A 19,247-nucleotide genomic window follows, 5' to 3' on the forward strand; every position below is an offset into this window, starting at 1 on the left:
CTTATTTTCTGGTAATGGTAAGAGATAGTTAATATAGTTAATAGGTAAAATTTAGTCAGTCTATTTTAAGAAAACAACCTCAAATGGAACCTAGTAATTTGTTGTACTCTTTGTGTTCTATAAATCACAAGCAAAAATTTATCCATTTTTTATTACATTCCGCTGTAGCCCGTTCTTTCTTGTTATTGTTAAGTTGGTTGGGAGTCTGGTTTATTGGAGGTCTAGTCGAATACGCCCATCATGCTAGTGTTTGGTTCCCTCCTGCTGGACTGACTTTTGCCGTACTTTTCGTGGTTGGTGTGCGGGCAATACCGATTTTAATGTTAGCCGCGATTTTAGTGACTATGTTCACCAATAATGATTATCAAATTGAACTACAAGATATAGAAGTGTTAGAGGGAGGTGTTTTATTTGGTTTTGCTCATATCATTCCTTATTATATTGGCAGTAAAATCCTATACTGGCTGACCCAAAATAAACAACTAACCTTGCCCCTATCTATTATCAGCTTTTTGTTAATTGCAGCAATATCTGCATTAGTTGCCACTGCACTAGTGTTAAGTGCGTTAATTTTATCGAATATGATGTCGATGAATGATTTTTCCGCAACTTGGTTGCCATTTTGGATTGGTGACATGGCTGGAATTATCGTTCTTAGCCCATTATTTTTTTCTTTCCTGCATTTTGTATATCCAGATAAACATTTTAAAATATTAGAGCATATTGAAGGACAATTGCTTTCTGCATCCCCTCAATACAAATACAAAGTATTGTTATCTTTAAGCTTGGTTTTGGTTGCTATGATATTAGCTAAGTTTACCCAATCAATGGATAGTTCTTTTGCAATCTTTTTTTTAGTGTTACCGCATATGTGGATAGCCTGTAGCGAAAATGCATTTTTTAATATTCTTAGTTTGGCATTAACTAGCTTATTGGTTGTATTTTTAGTTGATGTGTTTGAATTAATGAATTTTGTTATGGTGTATCAGTATGCAATTAATGTGGTAGCGGCTAATGCTTTATTTGCTATCGCTATTCCTGCGTTAACCTCATACAACACTCAGTTACAGAATAAAGTATTTGTTGATAGCCTGACACAAACCGCGTCCAGGGAATACCTTATACAGCAAGCTAGAGCAGAACTACAAAAAGCCCAAATAGAAAACCTACCCTTATGCCTGTTAGTATATGATATCGATCACTTTAAAAGCATAAATGACATGCATGGTCATGATATAGGGGATTACGCCTTAAAAAGCTTGAGTCATACAGTTAAACAATTGCTGCGTCCTGAGGATCTATTAGGTCGTTATGGCGGCGACGAGTTTGTGGTTTTGTTACCCAAGACTGACGAGCGAGTTGCTATGAAGATAGCGAATAGGTTGTTAGAGAATATTAATGCTATTGAATATATTAATGATCAACAGTTAAGTGCCAGTATAGGTATTACTTCTATTAAACAAGATGATGATTTTGAAAGTTTATTTAAACGTGCGGATAATGCTTTATATGAAGCCAAACGTTCTGGACGTAATTGTATTTTTCAACATTAAAATTGCTCCATAATAGTATTTTCGTGATAGCAATCACCGAGGAAAATGATTACAGCAAGTAGTATTTCCACTTAATAACGATAATGTTAAATAGTTGTAAAAACACGCCTGCTAACGCCATATCAGTTAAACAAATCATCAGTTCATATTTGTGGATTTATTATCATCAAAATCTTTTTATTAGAAAGTCGCCTTCAATGCTGTATTGTTTATAAAATTAGTTTACAAAAGATAAATTTTTTTCCTATTGGCTTATGAAGGGAGAACTAAAAAAGTCTTATTTTATTTACAGAATTCAATTTAACACTCACTACACGCTAATATATTGTTGTGTTCGTCACTATCTACTGCTTTTCTGTGTTGTTTTCGTATAGAATCGCATATGTAAATTAACTAATTAAATTTTCCCATAGATTAACCTCTATCCGCATTTTCTTTTGACCTCTTTCTAAAATGATAGCAAATAAATGACTAACAAAACTATAGTAACCCATAACGGCAATTTTCATGCAGATGATGTATTTAGTGTTGCAGCGCTGAAGTATATTTATTCTTCTTTTAATCTAATACGCACCCGTGATTTAAATATTATTGCTAAAGCTGATATCGTAATTGATGTAGGAGGTGAATATTCCCCTGAAACTGACAGGTTTGATCATCATCAACGTGGCGGAGCAGGCGAGCGTGACAATGGTATTCCTTATTCATCATTTGGTTTAATTTGGCAAAAATACGGTACACAAATATGTCAAGGTAACCAAGAAGTGGCAAATGCTGTTGATACCGGTTTAGTTTCTACAATCGATGCTATAGATTGTGGTCACCTTGTGGGGGTACCTGAAGGTATTAGCCTTAGCCAAACAATCTCTATGTTTAATCCAACATGGCAAGAAGACAGTCATTTTGATAGTTGTTTTGATGAAGCTGTGGAATTTGCATATAGGGTGTTAACACGTTTTATTGCAGCTGCAAATGGCGGTATTAGTGCTAAAGATATAGTGGCTAAAGCTATTGAAAAAGCTGAAGATCCTAGAGTTATTATCTTAGATAAATATGTGCCTTGGAAAAGAACGGTCCACGCTTTATCCGAGCAAGCGTTATATATGGTGTATCCCTCACAAACAGGGCAGTGGAGAATTCAGACAGTACCAGTTGAGCCTGGATCATTTGAAGATAGAAAAGCGCTACCTAAAGAGTGGGCTGGTTTATCTGACGATGCTTTGCAGCAAGTCACTGGGATTGAAGATGCAATGTTTTGTCACAATGGATTATTTATCGCCGGTGCTGAATCATTCGAAAGCACGATGAAAATGGCTAGCATTGCACTTAAATAAAGAGTAATAAATATGGCTGATTTCTTCTTTTTATTAATTACTGGTCTGATCTGATGTTTTCTTTGCCAAGAAGTATTAATATGTCTGAGTATTAATGTGCATTCTGGACAAATTTGGAGAAGTTATGAAAAAGTCTATTGCTTTAGTGCTGTTGTCTGCTCTTATTAGTAAAGTGGCTTTTGCCGATGCGATTGAAGGTCTTTGGTACACCAAAGACCAAGCCGCACAAGTAAAAGTTTACCAATGTGACGATAGTTTTTGTGGCGATCTTGTTTGGTTGAAAGAACCGACCTGGGATCAAGCTGATGTAGAAGAGAAAAAAGGTGCGGTCTTAGATCAACCCAAGCTTGACTTAAATAACGATGATAAAAAACTCAGGTCTCGGAGCATACTAGGTATTACATTATTAACCGGTTTAAAAAAGTCAGATGAGAATGAATACACAAAAGGTAAGATTTACGATGCTGAATCAGGTAACACTTATAGTTGTGAAGCTGAGTTAGAAGATTCTGCTGATACGTTACAAATGACGGGATATATTGGTGTTAGCTGGCTAGGCAGAACCACTACTTGGACAAGAGTAAAATAAACTCAGTTCTTAATAATTTTAAGTGATAGGCAGAATAAAAATCTATATTTTGCCGCCAGTGTTAACCAAGCTAATAAACAAATACATGGATGTATTTCCTAGCAACACGCTAAATCCCCTCGCTTATTCGATTAACTCGTCACCCTAGATACAAAATTAACAATTTAAATCCCCTATACTCAGCCGTTGTTATTCAATATTTACTCTTAATTTAAGTTTCAGTAAGTTTGTAGTATTGCCATGTTACCTAGTACTGTTTTATTTATGTTGTAATTATTGCGTTAAGTGAATGTAAATTATTTCTTTTATTCCATTACAGCGAGAAAAAATATGTCTAAAGTACTGATGATTACCGGTGATTTTGTTGAAGATTATGAAAATATGGTACCTTTTCAGGCCCTATTAGCCATGGGACATGATGTTGATGCAGTATGCCCAGATAAAAAAGCGGGTGACAGTATAGCCACCTCAATCCATGACTTTGAAGGTGACCAGACCTACAGCGAAAAGCGTGGACATAATTTTGTTCTAAATGCATCTTTTGCAGAAGTGAATGTTGACGATTATGATGCTTTGTATTTACCTGGCGGTCGTGCACCTGAGTATTTAAGGCTAAATGCTAAAGTGATTGAAATTATCAGACATTTTGCAGCTAACAATAAACCCATTGCTTCTGTTTGCCATGGGGCACAATTATTGACAGCTGCCGGTATTATAAAAGGTAAAAAGGTCTCTGCTTATCCTGCTTGTCAACCTGAAGTGGAAATGGCTGGTGCCGAATATATTCATTTACCCATGGATAGCGCGATCACAGATGGTCAACTAGTTACAGCTCCAGCTTGGCCTGCTCATCCTGCGATGTTGCAACAATTTGTTGCTTTGTTATAAATATAGTTAGAAGCGAGAGTCATATGTGCCAACTTTTTATCAATGCAGACAGCAATTTGTGGAGCTCCAAAACTAAATCTTTACGAATTCAAGGTGTTGTTACCTCCATTCGTTTAGAGGTGTTTTTTTGGAACATATTGGAAGAGTTGGCATTTCGTGATCAAATGACAGTTAATCAGGCAATCACTAAATTGTATCTGGAATCCCTTGATGCTGATCATGATATTGGCAATTTCACCTCATTTTTGCGGGTCTGTTGTTCTCGTTATTTATCACTGATGGCAGATGGCGATATTTCTCGTCAGGTTGAATCGCCGTTAAGTGATGTTGACGCTCAGCATATTATTGAGCAAGAAACATTGCGCAATCAGCAGCGCAAGGCTCTTTATACCGAAATGCCGAATAAGTCCTCAATTAATTAGTCGAAATTTATATAAAATTATGTCACATCAGCTTTTAATACTTAGCTTAAAAAAAATAGTCGGTGCACGTTATGTGTTGACTAGCGAGCGTGCTACTGCACCATTTAGAAAAGCATTTCGTGAAGGGCAGGGGCCAGCTTTAGCTGTGGTGAAACCAGCTAGTCTTTGGCAACAATGGCAGATTTTAGAGGCTTGCGTTAAAGCAAATGTGATTGTGATTATGCAAGCTGCAAATACTGGATTAACGGGCGGTTCGACTCCAACAGAAGGTTGCGACCGCGATACCGTGATTATTAATACTACACGTATTAAAGATATCCATGTTCTAGTGCCGCAACAACAGATAGTAGCATTTCCCGGTGCCAGTTTATTTTCTTTAGAAAAAGCCCTTGCTCCTTATGGCCGAGTCCCCCATTCGGTGATTGGTTCATCTTGCATAGGCGCATCAATAGTCGGAGGAATATGCAATAACTCAGGTGGCGCACTGGTGGAACGTGGTCCGGCTTACACTGAATTGGCTTTGTACGCCCAAGTAAACAAAGACGGTAATTTGGAATTAGTGAATGAGCTTGATATTGAACTAGGCGATACGCCGCAGGAAATACTGAGTAACTTGCAAGATAAAAGGTATCTAGCTGAAGACATTAAAAGTACAGGAAAGTTAGCCTCTGATCGCGATTATGCCGATTGGGTACGTAAAACCAGCGATGACAGCCCGGCTCGTTTTAATGCTGATCCAAGGCGTTTACATCAGGCGAGTGGTTGTGCAGGCAAACTTGCCGTATTTGCAGTACGGGTTGATACTTTTGTTAAAAATGAGCAAGAACATACCTTCTATCTAGGCACTAATTCACCCCAAGCATTACAAACTGTTCGAACAACATTACTTAAACGATCAACAAGCTTACCTGTATATGCCGAATATTTGCATAGAGATATTTTTAATTTAGCTGATAATTACGGTCGAGATACCGTACTTATGATTAAATACTTTGGTACAAAATGGTTACCCAAATTTTTTAATGTAAAACGCCAATTAGACTCGCTATGTCGCAAGATATCTTGGTTACCGCAGAGTTTTATTGACAAGATGGTATATAAAATTGCCAGCTTGTTTCCCAGCCAAACACCTGAAAAACTTCATCAGTGGAATAAACAATATGAACATCAGTTAATTCTGACTATCAAAGGTCATTTACTTGAAGAAACACAAGGCTTATTGGCCAGTATCAAACAACAAAATGATTTAGAATATTTTCTGTGTAACGAAACAGATGCCAAGGCTGCATACTTATTACGCTTTGCAGCAGCGGGTGCCGCCGTCCAATATGCTTCGATAAATCATCAACAAGTAGAATCTATTGTCGCCTTAGATATTGCTCTGAAACGCAACGATAGTGATTGGTTTGAAAGCTTACCTGAGGAGCTTAACAATAAGTTGCTCAACAAATTGTATTACGGACATTTTTTATGTCATGTATTTCATCAAGATTATTTGGTACGTAAAGGTGAAGATGCTAAAGCGATTAAACAATCTTTGTTAGCTTTGCTTGAAAAGCGGGGGGCCGAGTATCCTGCTGAGCATAATGTGGGTCATCATTATGTGGCTAAACCGGCATTAGCGAATAATTACCAACAGTTAGACCCAACTAATGCTTTAAATGCAGGTATAGGTGGAATGTCTAAAAAACAGCATTATAAAGAGTAATCATTAATAGTTGAATTATGCGTTGTAATGCATTAATTGAGCTAATTATTTAACATAAAAAGCTTGTATCGCTGCACTTGCAACAAAACCGCCAGTGTCACTTAACTCGACTGTAGCTGTATTATTAGCCTTTAGATATGGTATGCGATAGGTATTTCAATTACATCAAGGAAGTTAGCTAGCTTTGCCATTTAGATATTGATCGTAACCTCTACAATTAGCAGGAATAACCAGTGACTTGCCATTGAACGTGTCTGTGGGGGGAGGGATTTTGTGTGCTCACGACTTATTGCTAAACGCATTACGCCCTCTCCGTTGCTACCTTTATTAAGATTGTCATATTGAAAGTAATGTAATGACCGTATCAACGGTAATAGCTTGTTTCTACGTGCAGGCATAATGCATATACCAATTTCATTTAATAACCATGCACTCAGAACGATCCAGCGGTTTTTTAAACAAGGCGAAAGTGTACTTCAGGCATCCTGCCTTTCGCTAAAGCCAGCGAAGCTGTTCAAAAATGTTCCAGACATTTTTGAGTAGGAATAGTTGTTCCCTTTTAAATTATCGCTGAGAGTAAATTTACTTATTGGAGTTAGTCTAAAGACCTTAATACTAAGTGTTTGAAAAAACGCTTGTTACAATACATATGTGTAAAAAAATTGTAATCATAGTTCTATATAAGGATATATAGGTATTTTAATCAAAACTGCAGGGTTATGTTTTTTGATAAGAGCTTTATGCTAAATATTTGTTAGCAGTTTCAACGAGACAATTGATCATAAAATGTTTCTTACATGTTATTGATTAACTTCAAAAATTAAAGGTAATGTATTTAATGAGTTTGATTAAAAAAGGGATGTTTGTCTATGCGAGCTTAATGCTTTTGTCGAGTATTAATGTATTAGCAAACGATGATTATGATCCAGCACTTCATAAAGAGGTCGAGCCACTTTCACCAGAGCAAAGTTTAAAAACTATGGTGCTACAAGATGGTTACGAAATGCAAATTGTGGCAGCTGAACCGCTTATTGAAGAACCCGTATTATTTACCTTTGACGGTAATGGCCGCATATACATAGCTGAAATGTTAACTTATATGCAAGATGCAGAAGGGACGGGCAAATTTAATAAAAGTAGTCGAATCAAACGCCTTGAAGACAAAGACGGCGATGGCTTGTTTGAAACTTATACTATTTTTGCTGATGGTTTACTACTGCCTCGAATGATTACTACCTTAGATGATGGTCGTATTTTGGTACGAGAAACCAACACATTAGATATAATTGAATTAGCTGATACTGATGGTGATGGTGTTTCTGATACGCGTAAAACTGTGTATTTAGGTGGTGAACGAGGTGGGAACTTAGAACACCAACCTAGTGGTCTCATGTATAACATAGATAACTGGATGTATGTGACCTATACCGACAAACGTTATAAGTATGTTGACGGTAAAGTTCAAGCTCAATCAATTGCTTATGGAAGTGGCCAATGGGGTCTAGCTCAAGATAATGTGGGTCGTACCTTTTATTCTACTGCTGGTGGCCAAAACCCGGCTTTTACCTTTCAAGCTCCTAGCGTGTATAGCCAAGTTTATGTTGAGGGAGAACAAGCTGAAGGTTTTAGAGAAGTATTTCCCCTAGACCACACCCCAGATGTACAGGGTGGCTTACCGTTATTAAGAGAAGATAATACTTTAAATCACTTTACCGGAGGCGGTGGCCAGTCAATATATTTAGCTGACAAATTTGCTGATATGTATGGGGATTATATTATTCCTGAGCCAGTAGGAAATTTAGTAAGACGAGCTAAAGTAACTCGTGAAGATGGCTACACAGTACTCAGTCATCCATATCAAAACAAACGTTCTGAATTTATTGCTTCAACAGATGCTAACTTTAGGCCTGTATGGTCGGGCATGGCTCCTGATGGTTCGATATTTTTGTTAGATATGTATCGTGGCATTATTCAAGAGGGTAACTGGACTCAAAAAGGTTCTTATTTACGTGGGGTAATAGATAAATACGGCTTTGATAAAATAATTGGTCGTGGCCGTTTATATCGTATTACTAAACCAGGAATTGAATTAACAGACAGTCCGCAGATGTTTAATGAAACCCCTGCTGAATTAGTTAAACATTTAACCAATAAAAACCATTGGTGGCGTCTAGAGGCACAAAAGCTATTGGTTTTAAAAAGTGATTTGTCTGTTGTTCCCGCATTAAAACAATTAGCTCTTGATGCCCGTTATCCTCAAGCGCAAATTCATGCCTTATGGACATTAGAAGGTTTAGGTATTCTGGATAAGTCCTTATTACTAAAACTGATTGATTCAGGCAGTACTGATGTGAGGATCACGGCATTGCGGATCTCAGAACAACTAATAATCAGTGATAATAAAGATATTAGCCAGTTATGGCTGAAATTGGCTTCGGATAAGGATATAGAAGTGGCGCAGCAGGTTGTGTTGTCTGCTTATTATGTTATGAGTGAAAATCATTTAGCGATATTACAGGCTGCAAAACAAACACACCCTAATAAAAAAGGTTTAATAGCCATAGAAAACTCAATGATCAACCTAATTGCGATGAATGAAAAACGTCGTAAATTAGCCGCTGGTAATGCTGATTTAGCCAAAGCAATGATTGCTGGTGAAAAAGCATTTAAGGGCTTGTGCTCGACTTGTCACGGTGTTGATGGTAAAGGCGGAGGTAGTAAAAACACACCAATCGCCCCATCTTTCTATAGTAATCCTAGAGTGGTAGGTAATACTGCACAACTTATTAACTTGGTTATCGGCGGTATGCAGGGACCTATAGAAGGTCAAACCTTTGCTGGTGGCATGATGCCTTCTATTGCCTCAAATGGTGATCAATATGTGGCAGATGTGCTGACTTATATTCGTAACGAATTTGGTAATCAGGCCAGTATTATTTCTAAGGATGATGTGACATTAGCTAAACAAACGTTTAAAGATCGTTCTAGTTTATGGAGTCATGAGCAGTTAACGTCTTTGTTTGCTAATCCTTTGCCTGAAAAAAATGCTTGGAAAGTTACCACTAATTTTAAAGTCAAAGCAAAAAATGGTGTTAAAAACCTTATCGATGGTAAATATAGTTGGCCTAAGTTTAGCGGCGCAGAGCAAAGAGATAAAGGGCATGCAATTACGATTGAATTACATAGACCGGCTTTCGTTTCACAAGTTATTGTTGACTCAAAAGGTATGAATGATAACTACTCCCGCAATATAAAAATTGAGTTCTCTATGGATGGTCAAACTTGGACCAGTATCATTAATAATCCCGCAGCTAGCGATGTAGAAATCAGCGAAACATTAGGCTTAAAAACCCAGTTTGTGCGTATTACTAATCAGATAGAAAGTGCAGGACAGAATTGGGGGATCAGCGAGCTAGATTTAATAGGAAGTTATTTGTAAGAGAAACAGCCCTTTAACTAGGGCTGTTGCTTTGACGAGCTGAGTTTAGTACGGTTATTGGTATCGCGGCTGGCTTTAATCACTTTATCATCAGTGGGCATAATAGCGGTTTTAGCCAGTCTGTCGTACAACAATACATTGACAGTCGCCGCTAAATTCATACATCCAACTGTGGGTATATATACTATATGATCACATTGATTAACGACTTCTTGGCTCAGAGATCCATCCTCAGGGCCAAAAATGTATAGCGCATTATCAGGGTGTTTAAATTTAGGTAGGGGGGTCGCCCCTTCTACTAGTTCAATTCCCACCTTAACTAAATCTTTATCCGGTTCTGCTTGAATAATCTCAGCTACTTGAGTTACAGGTATATTTAAATGGGCGTTTTTGGTATCGGTGGAAAACGCACTGGCCCGTGCGTATCTCTTACCTGTGTAGCGAATCGTTGCCACTTGATAACAGCCCGCAGCCCGCAAAATACTGCCCATGTTTTGTGGGCTTTTGGGATTGCTTATGGCTAAATGTGCAGGCATATTATTGAGCCAATATATTGTTTATTTTTTGTAATTCTTGCTCGCTAAAATCAGCGCAATTTAGTGCAGCCACACAGTCTTCAATTTGACTCACTTTGCTGGCGCCGATAATAGCACTGGTAACTGCCTCGTTACTTAATACCCAAGCCACTGCCATTTGGGCCAATGATTGACTACGCTGCTCTGCAAGTTTGTTGAGTTCGATCACTTTAGCTATTTTCTCTTGGCTAATTTGATCGGCATTTAAATAAATTTGTTCACTTCTAGATGCACGAGAGCCTTCAGGAATGCCCTGAAGATATTTGTTGGTTAAAAAACCTTGGGCCAAAGGTGAAAACACAATAGAACCTAAACCTTCTTCAGCAAATACCTCTGTTAAGCCGTCTTCAATACCTCGTTCAAACATGCTGTAGCGATTCTGACTAATTAACAAAGGGGTGCCTAAGTCTTTTAAAATACGTATAGCTTGTTTGGTGTGTATGGGGGAATAATTGGAAATCCCCACATACAAAGCACGACCCGAGCGAACAATATAATCTAGCGCCTGCATAGTTTCTTCAATGGGGGTTTCAGGGTCGTAACAATGAGAATAAAACACATCAAAATAATCAAGCCCTGTACGTTTAAGGCTTTGATCACAGCTTGAGACCAGATATTTTCTAGATCCACCAATTCCATATGGGCCAGCCCACATGTCGTAACCCGCTTTACTAGAGATCAAAAGTTCATCTCGGTAAGGTTTTAAACTTTTAGCTATTACTTGCCCAAAAGTAGATTCAGCTGAACCAAAAGGAGGGCCATAGTTGTTGGCTAGATCAAAGTGATTGATGCCCAAATCGAAAGCTCTATGTAACATAGCTTGTGCATTTTGAATCGAATCAACCGCACCAAAATTTTGCCATAAGCCTAAAGATAAAGAAGGTAGTCGAATGCCACTTTTCCCACACCTTGGATAAGACATAGTTTCGTATCTGTCAGTAGCAGCCATATATTGAGGATTGGGTTCATTTTTTATCATCTAGATCTACACCTTGAAAAAATTTTGCTTAGCCTAAAGCAAAGTTAACTATTTCTCAATTTAGATATCGATACTAGCGCTATTAATATAAAATACTGACACAATATTTTTATTTAAATTTCTATGATCTTACTGCAAAACATTCAAGCTATTTTTAACCAAGAGTATCAACTTGCTATTCCGTCATTAAATATAAAACCGCTACAACATACGGTTGTTTTAGGGGTAAACGGCAGTGGTAAGTCAGCCTTAACCGCCTTTATTGCTGGTCAAGGTGAATGTATCCAAGGAGACAAAACGCTGACGGAAGATTTTGCTTGGGTCTCAGTTGAGCAGCAGTTAGCGTTAATCGAAGCAGTGAAAGAAAAAGAGTGTGCCGATATTCTGGATATTATCCCGATCCCCACTAAGGTAGAAGAAATTATATTCGACGGCATCGATAAAAATCAGCTTGAAGAAACTCTTATTCATCAGGTTTATCAAGTGTTTACATTAACCGACTTGTTAGACAAGCCTTTTAGAGCATTATCTACCGGTGAAACACGAAAGGTTTTATTAAGCAAAGCGATTTTTCAACAACCTAAATTGTTAATAGTAGATGAGCCATGGGACGGTTTAGATACTCAAGCTAGCGCTCGTTTGGCTGAGTTATTTAGTCAAATGTCTAATTCAGTGACCTTTGTCTTTGTATTAAATCGTTTGAGTGAAGTGCCTGCTTATTGCCAGCAATTAGTCTTAATGGAAAAGGGCAAAATGAACTGGCAGTCAGAAGTGACAGATAATTTAGCTTTTCTACTTTCGCAAGTGCGCCAATTAACTCATTTGCAACAAACTGAATTATCTTTGCCCAGCACAGATAGTGATAGTTTTGCTCCTCGTCCTTTAGATTCAACCGTACCTTTAGTGAAAATATCCAATGGTAAAGTGAAGTATGGGCAACAGATAGTCTTTCAAAAGTTAGATTGGACTATATGGCCTCAACAACACTGGCAAGTCACTGGACCGAATGGTTCAGGTAAAACCTGTTTATTAAATCTGATCACAGGTGATAACCCGCAGTGTTATGTGAACGATATTTTTGAATTTGGTTTTCAACGAGGGAATGGCGAAAGTATTTGGCAAATTAAGCAATACATCGGTTATATGTCTAATGCATTTCATTTAGATTATGGTGTCAACTGCTCAGCATTACATGTGGTGTTATCGGGATATTACGATAGTGTAGGACTATATCAGACGCCAACTACTACTCAGCGTCAATTGGCAAAGCAGTGGTTGGCAATGATGGCTCTAGAGCATCAATCAGAAACTCCATTTAAGCAATTATCTTTTGGTGACCAACGTTTATTATTAATTACTAGAGCTATGGTAAAACATCCTACTATGTTGATTTTAGACGAGCCTTGTAATGGTTTAGATGAAATTAATCGACTTAAAGTATTAGCACTCATTGACTTGTTAGCCCGTGAAGGTAGTACAACTTTATTGTATGTGAATCATCATCAAGAAGATGTCATTCCGAGTATAAAGCATCACTTGTCTATGCTGGATTATAAACAATAAATATGGAGTTGATTGACGACAAGTGTTTTACTCAGTTTGTAGAAAGTACAGATAAGTTTTCGTTACCAGAGCGTTTTACTTTTCCATTTTATTATCAGCCCCATCCTCTATGTATAATGGCTGCAGAGCAGTTAAAACAGCATATAGCGATGCAAAATAGATGGCAGCATAATTTTGGCTTAACTGACGATGCTAACAAAATAATTGGTAAAATGTTTGGGGTGCTGTTAGTCAAAAATAAACAAGGAAAGTTGGGGTTTTTGTCTGCTTTTTCTGGAAAATTAGCTGAACAAAATCATATTAGTGGTTTTGTGCCTCCGGTGTTTGATTTATTGGCTGAAGATAGTTTCTTTTTATCTGAACAAGCTGAGATTAACCGAGTTAATCAGCAACTAGAAAGTTTAGAAAATTCCATAGAATTGTTACAATTACTTGAACAGCTTCAAGGGGTAAAACAACAAAGTAGTAAAGAAATTTCTGAGCTGAGGAATGAGTTAAGCGACAATCGTCAACAGCGAAAATTGACTCGGCAAACTATCGCCGAAGAATTAGCAAAACAAAACAAAGAAACTATTCTGCAAACCTTAGCCCAACAAAGTGTAAATGATAAATGGCGGTTAAAAGAGTTAACCAACAAATGGCAACTTAAGTCTGAAGTAATACAAACTCAAATAGATACCTTTGAACATCAAATATCATCACTTAAGCTGAAACGTAAAAGGTATTCATCCCAGTTACAAAATAAAATATTTTCTCAATACCGATTTTTAAATAAAAACTTAGAAAAAAAAAATTTACTGGATATTTTTGCTGGCACATCTTTAGGCACACCTCCTGCTGGAGCAGGGGAGTGTGCAGCTCCTAAATTATTACAATATGCCTTTTCACATCAATATACTCCCTTGGCCTTGGCCGAATTTTGGTGGGGTGCTTCTCCTAAATCTGAAGTGAAAAAACATCAACAATTTTATCCCGCTTGTACTGGAAAATGTCAGCCTATTTTAAAACATATGCTGACTGGAATGGAGGTCGACGATAACCCTTTATTGAAAAATTATGGAGAAGGGAAACAGTTAGAAATTGTGTATCAAGATAATGATCTCCTTGTGGTAAATAAACCAGCGGAGTTTTTGTCGGTTCCGGGTAAAGATGTCTCTGATTCTGTATATCAAAGAATCAAACAACTTTTTCCTACAGCCGCGGGCCCATTGATTGTGCATCGCTTGGATATGTCCACTTCAGGTTTAATGGTGTTAGCTTTGAATAGTCAAACCAATAAAGGGCTACAGAAACAATTTATTCGTCGTCAAGTTGAAAAAGAATATGTGGCTTTGGTTGAGGGATTAATAGAAAACGAACAAGGTGAAATTAACCTGCCATTAAGGGGCGATTTGTTCGATAGACCGAAACAGCTTGTTTGTTTCGAACATGGCAAACCTGCTAAAACTGTTTGGCAGGTATTACAAAGGTTTCCGCAAAATGGTCGGACTAAGGTGCTGTTAAAACCCCATACCGGACGGACTCATCAGTTAAGAGTACATTGTGCTCATGTTGAAGGGCTGAATATGCCCATTGTTGGTGATGACTTATATGGTACCTTAGATGAACGGTTATACCTTCATGCTCAAAGGTTGGCTTTTGTTCATCCTGTTACCAATAAACCTTTGGTCTTTGAGTGTAAAGCCTGTTATTAGACTATCGTTGAATAGTGTTTTAGTCCAAGTCGATTATTATTGAATTGGTTATATAAATTCTCGGTTAAATGTATGCTTATCCCTTATGCAAAGAGATTACACAAAGGTCTAATCTCTATTTTATTAATCTGTATTACTAGTGGTGTGTTTAAAGCTGCTTCAGCAAACTCAGTGACATTAAAACTGGCTGCAACTGATTGGTGTCCTTATACTTGTGAAAATAACATAAGCAAAAAGGGGATTGCTTATGATTATATACAATTCCTTTTTAAACAAAAAAATATTGCACTTGATGTATCATCTTATCCTTGGGCTAGGGCAATAAGGCAGGTAGAAAAAGGTAAATTACATGGACTATTGACTGCTGTCCATTCTGAAAGTCCAAATTTATTATTTACTCAAAGTGCGATGATGTCATATCAAATGTGTTTTTACGGTAAAGAAGGTTCTAAGTGGCAGTATGCTGGTGAGCATTCGTTGAAAGATATTCGATTAGGAGTGATATCTGAGTATGGTTATGGTCAACCAGTTGATCAATATTTAGCAAATAAAAGAAGCCAATATAATGTTGTTAAACTGAGCAGTAACCAAGCCTTGCAACAACTGATTTCTTTAGTTGAAGCTGAGAGAATAGATGTGCTTATCGAAGATAAAAATGTGATGAATTGGTATTTCAAAAACAGCAAACAGAATTCACTGAATAAATTGGGCTGTTTAGCCGAAGAATCTTTATATTTAGCCATGTCTCCTAAGGTTAGTTGGAGTGAAGATGTAATTGATTTCTTGAATAAAGAATTCCAAAAAGAAACCAATCAACAATGGTTGCTAGAGTATGCCCAAGTCTATTATCAATAGTCTATGTAGGTAACCTGAATACTGGATAAGCTGAACCTATCGATAACGCTCTTTTTGTGCATAGCGGCGTTGTATTGTCTAGCAATAACAGGTTGTTACGTAAGACAATCCGCCTTGCTATACAAGAAAAATTTTGTTTCTTACCATAGTTTACTATTCTAAAATCAGTTATAAATCCTGCCATTATTCGCCGAGAGGATCAGATGTCTAAATCGTTTGATTTTCAAAAAATATACGCAAGGGTACAAACTTTTATGCAAGAGCAAGGAGTTAATCGAAAGACATTCTGAATTTCTAGCAAATTAATATTGTTTATTATGGGTAATGCCATTTATCCTTAGTAAATCAATATAAGTAGGAATCGATATGAAAATTTGGGTGGACGCCGATGCGTGTCCGGTAGTGATAAAAGATATTCTATTTAGAGCCGCACAACGTAAAAAAGTGCAAACTATATTTGTAGCCAATCAATATATTCGTACACCACCGTCTAAATTTATTAGTTCTCAACAAGTCAGTGCAGGTTTTGATGTAGCCGATGATGAAATTGTTAAACAAGTTGAGCCTAATGATTTGGTGATCACTAGTGACATTCCCCTTGCCGCAGAAGTGATAGAGAAGGGGGCATTAGCCTTGAGTTCGAGGGGAGAGTTGTTTACCACAGAAAATATACGCTCTAGACTGAATATCCGAGATTTTATGGATACTATGCGAGCAAGTGGTGAGCAGTCAGGTGGACCACCGCCATTAAATCAAAAAGACAGGCAGAATTTTTCAAATCATTTGGATAGGATTTTAGCGACAATTTAGTCAACTTTGGGGGAAGCCTTGTATTAGGTGATATTTCTTGCCATTAAACAATCGCCGAGTTCGTTCATACCTATGGATATGAACGAACTGGGCTATTTTTTAGTGAATGAAATTGGCAAGTGTTAAAACCAATACATAACCAACAGTATAGGTAATTAATAGCAATAAACTGTATTTAGCGTAACGACCAAAAGTTAAGCCAGGTACTTTACTCATACATACAATACCTGCGGCAGAGCCTATCACTAACAATGAGCCACCTACACCCACGGCATAAGTTAATCCAAGCCATGAAGCTAAATCCATATGGATGTCAGTTTTCAATAATGCAGCTGTAAGAGGTACGTTATCAACAGCTGCTGAGGTAATCCCCATAATATAATTGGCGTAAATAGGTGGCAGGTGTTTATACAGCTCTAATAAAAACTCTAAGGCGTGAATTTGTTCTAACATACCGACCAGTAGCAATACACCTAAGAAGAACAATAAAGTGTCGAATTCAATGTATCGGATATATTCAATAATAGGGTCCCGATCATCATCATCATTACACACTTTAGCAAATATAAACATGATGGCTAAGCCTGCTAAAAAGCTTAAAACAGGCGGGATTTCGTATAAGACATTACCAAAAATTGTCAGCAGTATGGTACTTAGAAATATTAGTGCAATACCATAGTCCAGTTTACGAATATCTTTCTGTTGTTGTTTAATCCTTACTCGTCCACTCATGCCAAAACTTAATAATGTAGCCAAGGTCAATACCGCGATAAATGCAGGCAAAGATAACCACAATAAGTTTAAGATACTCACTTTATCGGCAAGAAATATCATTAATGTGGTGACGTCTCCAGTGATTAATGCGACCCCTCCAGAGTTAACAGCAAATACCACTAGTACGGTAAAACGTATGGTTTTATTAGGCGGTAAAGACAGAGATAGGATAAGTGCTACAGAGACTAATGTTGCTGTGATGTTATCTGCTAAAGACGAAAAAACAAAACTAAATATGGCAGTAAAAAATAACAGTTTACGCTCGCTGATAGACTCTGGCATTGCGCGGTGTAATAAATTAGCAATGAGTCCTTTTTTGTTGAGGTAAGCAACAAAGGTCATAGCCGCGACTAAGAATAGCCATAAAGAAGATATATCAGCTAAGTTTTCCCTAAGTTGATGATCAATCAAATCCCGTTCTATGCTCGAAGGAGCAAAAATGAACAGGGCAATCCAAGAAAGGGTTCCGAATAATAAGGTGATTTTAGCTTTATTGATATGAATGACTTCTTCAAAAATCACCCCGATTAAAGCCAATATGGCTAAACCAATTAAAACGTAATGTAACAGCATAAGAAGAAAAATGTTTTCAGTTTGAAATTTCTGGCGATTTTAGGCTTAAATCACCAGAATTCAAGAGGGTGTTTATATCAATACACCCTATATTATTTGTGTTTGGGGTTAAGCTTGAGAGTTATTGCTAGGGTTGTTTCTGCGGGCTCTGTTAGGTCGATTGTTTTGTCGACTAGCGGGCCGAGCAGTACTCGAACCTTGTTTGGCTTTGCTACCTGTATTTTGCCCATTGTTTGCTTGATTAGGTTTAGGCTTTTTCGGTTTTGGGGCCTTAATTGGACGCTGATCTAAACGAGAAACTGGCAAAGGTTGTGAAGGTTCAAATCCAGCAATGGTTTTACGTTGAATGACTTGTTTGGTCAGTCTTTCAATATCCACTAACTGTTTAAATTCTTCTAAGGTCACCATAGATATAGCTTGGCCAGTTGCGCCAGCTCGACCTGTACGGCCAATTCTATGTACATAGTCTTCCGCTACATTGGGTAAGTCAAAATTGACTACTTGTGGCAATTGATCAATATCAATTCCTCGGGCAGCAATATCAGTAGCAATTAAGGCTTTAACTTTACCTTGTTTAAAATCAGCTAAGGCTTTAGTTCTTGCCCCTTGGCTCTTATTACCATGGATTGCAGCTGCAGTAATACCTCTAGCTTCTAGCTGTTTAACGATGCGATTCGCACCATGTTTCGTGCGGCTAAATACCAATACCTGTTGCCAGTCATTGTCTTTAATTAAACGTGTGAGAATGGCTGTTTTTTGACTTTTATCGACCGGGTAAACCCATTGTTCGACTAAATCAACTGTTGTGTTAGCAGGTGATACCGATACTTCAACAGGGTTATTTACCAACCCTTTGGCTAATTGACGGATTTCATCAGAAAAGGTGGCAGAGAACATTAAATTCTGACGATTTTTCGGTAATAATTTTAATATTTTTTTAATATCATGAATAAAGCCCATATCTAACATTCTGTCGGCTTCATCTAAAACTAGTATTTCTAAGTCGCTAAACTTCACTGCATTTTGATTGTATAAATCTAATAAACGACCAGGTGTGGCTACTAGTATATCTACACCTTTTCTAAGTTTGACCATCTGTGGGTTGATCCCTACACCACCAAACACTACTGCTGATTTTAACGGTAAATCACGACCATAGGTTTGTACACTTTCAGCAACTTGAGCAGCTAATTCTCGAGTTGGCGTTAGAATTAATGCTCTAGCTTGATTTGCTCTGGCTGGTGTACCTTGGCTTAGTCTTTGTAATATAGGCAAGGTGAAGCCTGCAGTTTTACCTGTGCCTGTCTGTGCAGCAGCCATGACATCTTTGCCTTCTAATACGGCAGGGATGGCTTGGGCTTGGATAGGAGATGGGTCGGTATAACCCTTGGCAGTAACAGCAGACAATATTTTAGGGGATAAGCCTAAATCGGCAAAACTCATAGATAACTCTCAAAATAAGGTAAAAAATAAACGATTAAAAATTCATCG

The 19,247-nt window shown here is 37.6% G+C and carries 15 protein-coding genes; 11 read left to right on the forward strand and 4 right to left on the reverse strand.

The annotated features are described in order from the left end of the window. Positions 1-83: 83 nt before the first annotated feature. The 7 genes from GQR87_RS09575 (at position 84) to GQR87_RS09605 (ending at position 9,933) form a co-directional block, all read left to right on the forward strand. Complete coding sequence (locus tag GQR87_RS09575) at positions 84-1,553, forward strand: diguanylate cyclase (RefSeq protein ID WP_158968772.1); 1,470 nt, start codon at positions 84-86, stop codon at positions 1,551-1,553. Between the two features lie 467 nt (positions 1,554-2,020). Then, on the forward strand, positions 2,021-2,887 hold the full coding sequence (locus GQR87_RS09580; RefSeq protein WP_158968774.1) for an MYG1 family protein: 867 nt from the start codon (positions 2,021-2,023) through the stop codon (positions 2,885-2,887). 124 nt (positions 2,888-3,011) lie between these two features. Next, positions 3,012-3,476: a DUF2147 domain-containing protein gene (locus GQR87_RS09585; RefSeq protein ID WP_158968776.1), complete on the forward strand. Its 465-nt coding sequence runs from the start codon at positions 3,012-3,014 to the stop codon at positions 3,474-3,476. Positions 3,477-3,806: 330 nt separating this feature from the next. After that, positions 3,807-4,364 (forward strand): DJ-1/PfpI family protein, encoded by a 558-nt coding sequence (locus GQR87_RS09590; protein WP_158968778.1) that lies wholly within the window; start codon positions 3,807-3,809, stop codon positions 4,362-4,364. 23 nt (positions 4,365-4,387) lie between these two features. Next, on the forward strand, positions 4,388-4,786 hold the full coding sequence (locus GQR87_RS09595; RefSeq protein ID WP_158968780.1) for a ribbon-helix-helix domain-containing protein: 399 nt from the start codon (positions 4,388-4,390) through the stop codon (positions 4,784-4,786). 19 nt (positions 4,787-4,805) lie between these two features. Then, positions 4,806-6,494, forward strand: coding sequence for a D-lactate dehydrogenase (dld, locus tag GQR87_RS09600; protein ID WP_158968782.1), 1,689 nt, complete (start codon positions 4,806-4,808; stop codon positions 6,492-6,494). Between the two features lie 838 nt (positions 6,495-7,332). Continuing rightward, the gene (locus GQR87_RS09605; RefSeq protein WP_158968784.1) at positions 7,333-9,933 is read left to right on the forward strand and encodes a discoidin domain-containing protein; all 2,601 of its coding nucleotides are present in this window, start codon (positions 7,333-7,335) and stop codon (positions 9,931-9,933) included. Between the two features lie 17 nt (positions 9,934-9,950). Here the strand turns inward: GQR87_RS09605 and GQR87_RS09610 are convergent, their stop codons facing one another. Together GQR87_RS09610 and GQR87_RS09615 are read right to left on the reverse strand one after the other, a co-directional pair. Further along, entirely contained in the window at positions 9,951-10,469 is a 519-nt protein-coding gene (locus tag GQR87_RS09610; protein ID WP_158968786.1) for an RNA methyltransferase, read from the reverse strand. 1 nt (position 10,470) lies between these two features. Then, positions 10,471-11,487, reverse strand: a complete 1,017-nt coding sequence (locus GQR87_RS09615) for an aldo/keto reductase (protein WP_158968788.1) — start codon at positions 11,485-11,487, stop codon at positions 10,471-10,473. A 123-nt stretch (positions 11,488-11,610) separates the two neighbouring features. Between GQR87_RS09615 and GQR87_RS09620 the strand changes: the two genes are divergently transcribed. The 4 genes from GQR87_RS09620 (at position 11,611) to GQR87_RS09635 (ending at position 16,409) form a co-directional block, all read left to right on the forward strand. Next, positions 11,611-13,050 (forward strand): ATP-binding cassette domain-containing protein, encoded by a 1,440-nt coding sequence (locus GQR87_RS09620; RefSeq protein ID WP_233267444.1) that lies wholly within the window; start codon positions 11,611-11,613, stop codon positions 13,048-13,050. Between the two features lie 2 nt (positions 13,051-13,052). Beyond that, positions 13,053-14,744 (forward strand): RluA family pseudouridine synthase, encoded by a 1,692-nt coding sequence (locus GQR87_RS09625; RefSeq protein ID WP_199271712.1) that lies wholly within the window; start codon positions 13,053-13,055, stop codon positions 14,742-14,744. A 72-nt stretch (positions 14,745-14,816) separates the two neighbouring features. Beyond that, positions 14,817-15,599: an ABC transporter substrate-binding protein gene (locus GQR87_RS09630; RefSeq protein ID WP_158968790.1), complete on the forward strand. Its 783-nt coding sequence runs from the start codon at positions 14,817-14,819 to the stop codon at positions 15,597-15,599. A 366-nt stretch (positions 15,600-15,965) separates the two neighbouring features. Further along, positions 15,966-16,409 carry a YaiI/YqxD family protein gene (locus GQR87_RS09635; RefSeq protein WP_158968792.1) on the forward strand — a complete coding sequence of 148 codons (444 nt, stop codon included), beginning with the start codon at positions 15,966-15,968 and terminating at the stop codon, positions 16,407-16,409. Between the two features lie 99 nt (positions 16,410-16,508). Here GQR87_RS09635 and nhaD read toward each other — a convergent pair whose 3' ends face one another. Both nhaD and GQR87_RS09645 read right to left on the reverse strand, forming a co-directional pair. Further along, positions 16,509-17,753 (reverse strand): sodium:proton antiporter NhaD, encoded by a 1,245-nt coding sequence (gene nhaD, locus GQR87_RS09640; protein WP_233267479.1) that lies wholly within the window; start codon positions 17,751-17,753, stop codon positions 16,509-16,511. Between the two features lie 111 nt (positions 17,754-17,864). After that, positions 17,865-19,199 (reverse strand): DEAD/DEAH box helicase, encoded by a 1,335-nt coding sequence (locus tag GQR87_RS09645; protein WP_158968796.1) that lies wholly within the window; start codon positions 19,197-19,199, stop codon positions 17,865-17,867. Positions 19,200-19,247: the final 48 nt, after the last annotated feature.

Origin of the sequence: Paraglaciecola sp. L3A3 (genome assembly GCF_009796765.1) — a bacterium.
Lineage (GTDB): Bacteria > Pseudomonadota > Gammaproteobacteria > Enterobacterales > Alteromonadaceae > Paraglaciecola.

Bases quoted from the DNA above. Each gene is read 5' to 3' on its own strand.
- dld (WP_158968782.1), top strand. From the start codon at position 4,806: ATGTCACATCAGCTTTTAATACTTAGCTTAAAAAAAATAGTCGGTGCA.
- GQR87_RS09645 (WP_158968796.1), bottom strand. From the start codon at position 19,199: ATGAGTTTTGCCGATTTAGGCTTATCCCCTAAAATATTGTCTGCTGTT.
- GQR87_RS09595 (WP_158968780.1), top strand. From the start codon at position 4,388: ATGTGCCAACTTTTTATCAATGCAGACAGCAATTTGTGGAGCTCCAAA.
- GQR87_RS09625 (WP_199271712.1), top strand. From the start codon at position 13,053: ATGGAGTTGATTGACGACAAGTGTTTTACTCAGTTTGTAGAAAGTACA.
- GQR87_RS09615 (WP_158968788.1), bottom strand. From the start codon at position 11,487: ATGATAAAAAATGAACCCAATCCTCAATATATGGCTGCTACTGACAGA.
- GQR87_RS09610 (WP_158968786.1), bottom strand. From the start codon at position 10,469: ATGCCTGCACATTTAGCCATAAGCAATCCCAAAAGCCCACAAAACATG.
- GQR87_RS09630 (WP_158968790.1), top strand. From the start codon at position 14,817: ATGCTTATCCCTTATGCAAAGAGATTACACAAAGGTCTAATCTCTATT.
- GQR87_RS09605 (WP_158968784.1), top strand. From the start codon at position 7,333: ATGAGTTTGATTAAAAAAGGGATGTTTGTCTATGCGAGCTTAATGCTT.
- GQR87_RS09590 (WP_158968778.1), top strand. From the start codon at position 3,807: ATGTCTAAAGTACTGATGATTACCGGTGATTTTGTTGAAGATTATGAA.
- GQR87_RS09585 (WP_158968776.1), top strand. From the start codon at position 3,012: ATGAAAAAGTCTATTGCTTTAGTGCTGTTGTCTGCTCTTATTAGTAAA.
- GQR87_RS09580 (WP_158968774.1), top strand. From the start codon at position 2,021: ATGACTAACAAAACTATAGTAACCCATAACGGCAATTTTCATGCAGAT.
- GQR87_RS09620 (WP_233267444.1), top strand. From the start codon at position 11,611: ATGATCTTACTGCAAAACATTCAAGCTATTTTTAACCAAGAGTATCAA.
- GQR87_RS09635 (WP_158968792.1), top strand. From the start codon at position 15,966: ATGAAAATTTGGGTGGACGCCGATGCGTGTCCGGTAGTGATAAAAGAT.
- GQR87_RS09575 (WP_158968772.1), top strand. From the start codon at position 84: ATGGAACCTAGTAATTTGTTGTACTCTTTGTGTTCTATAAATCACAAG.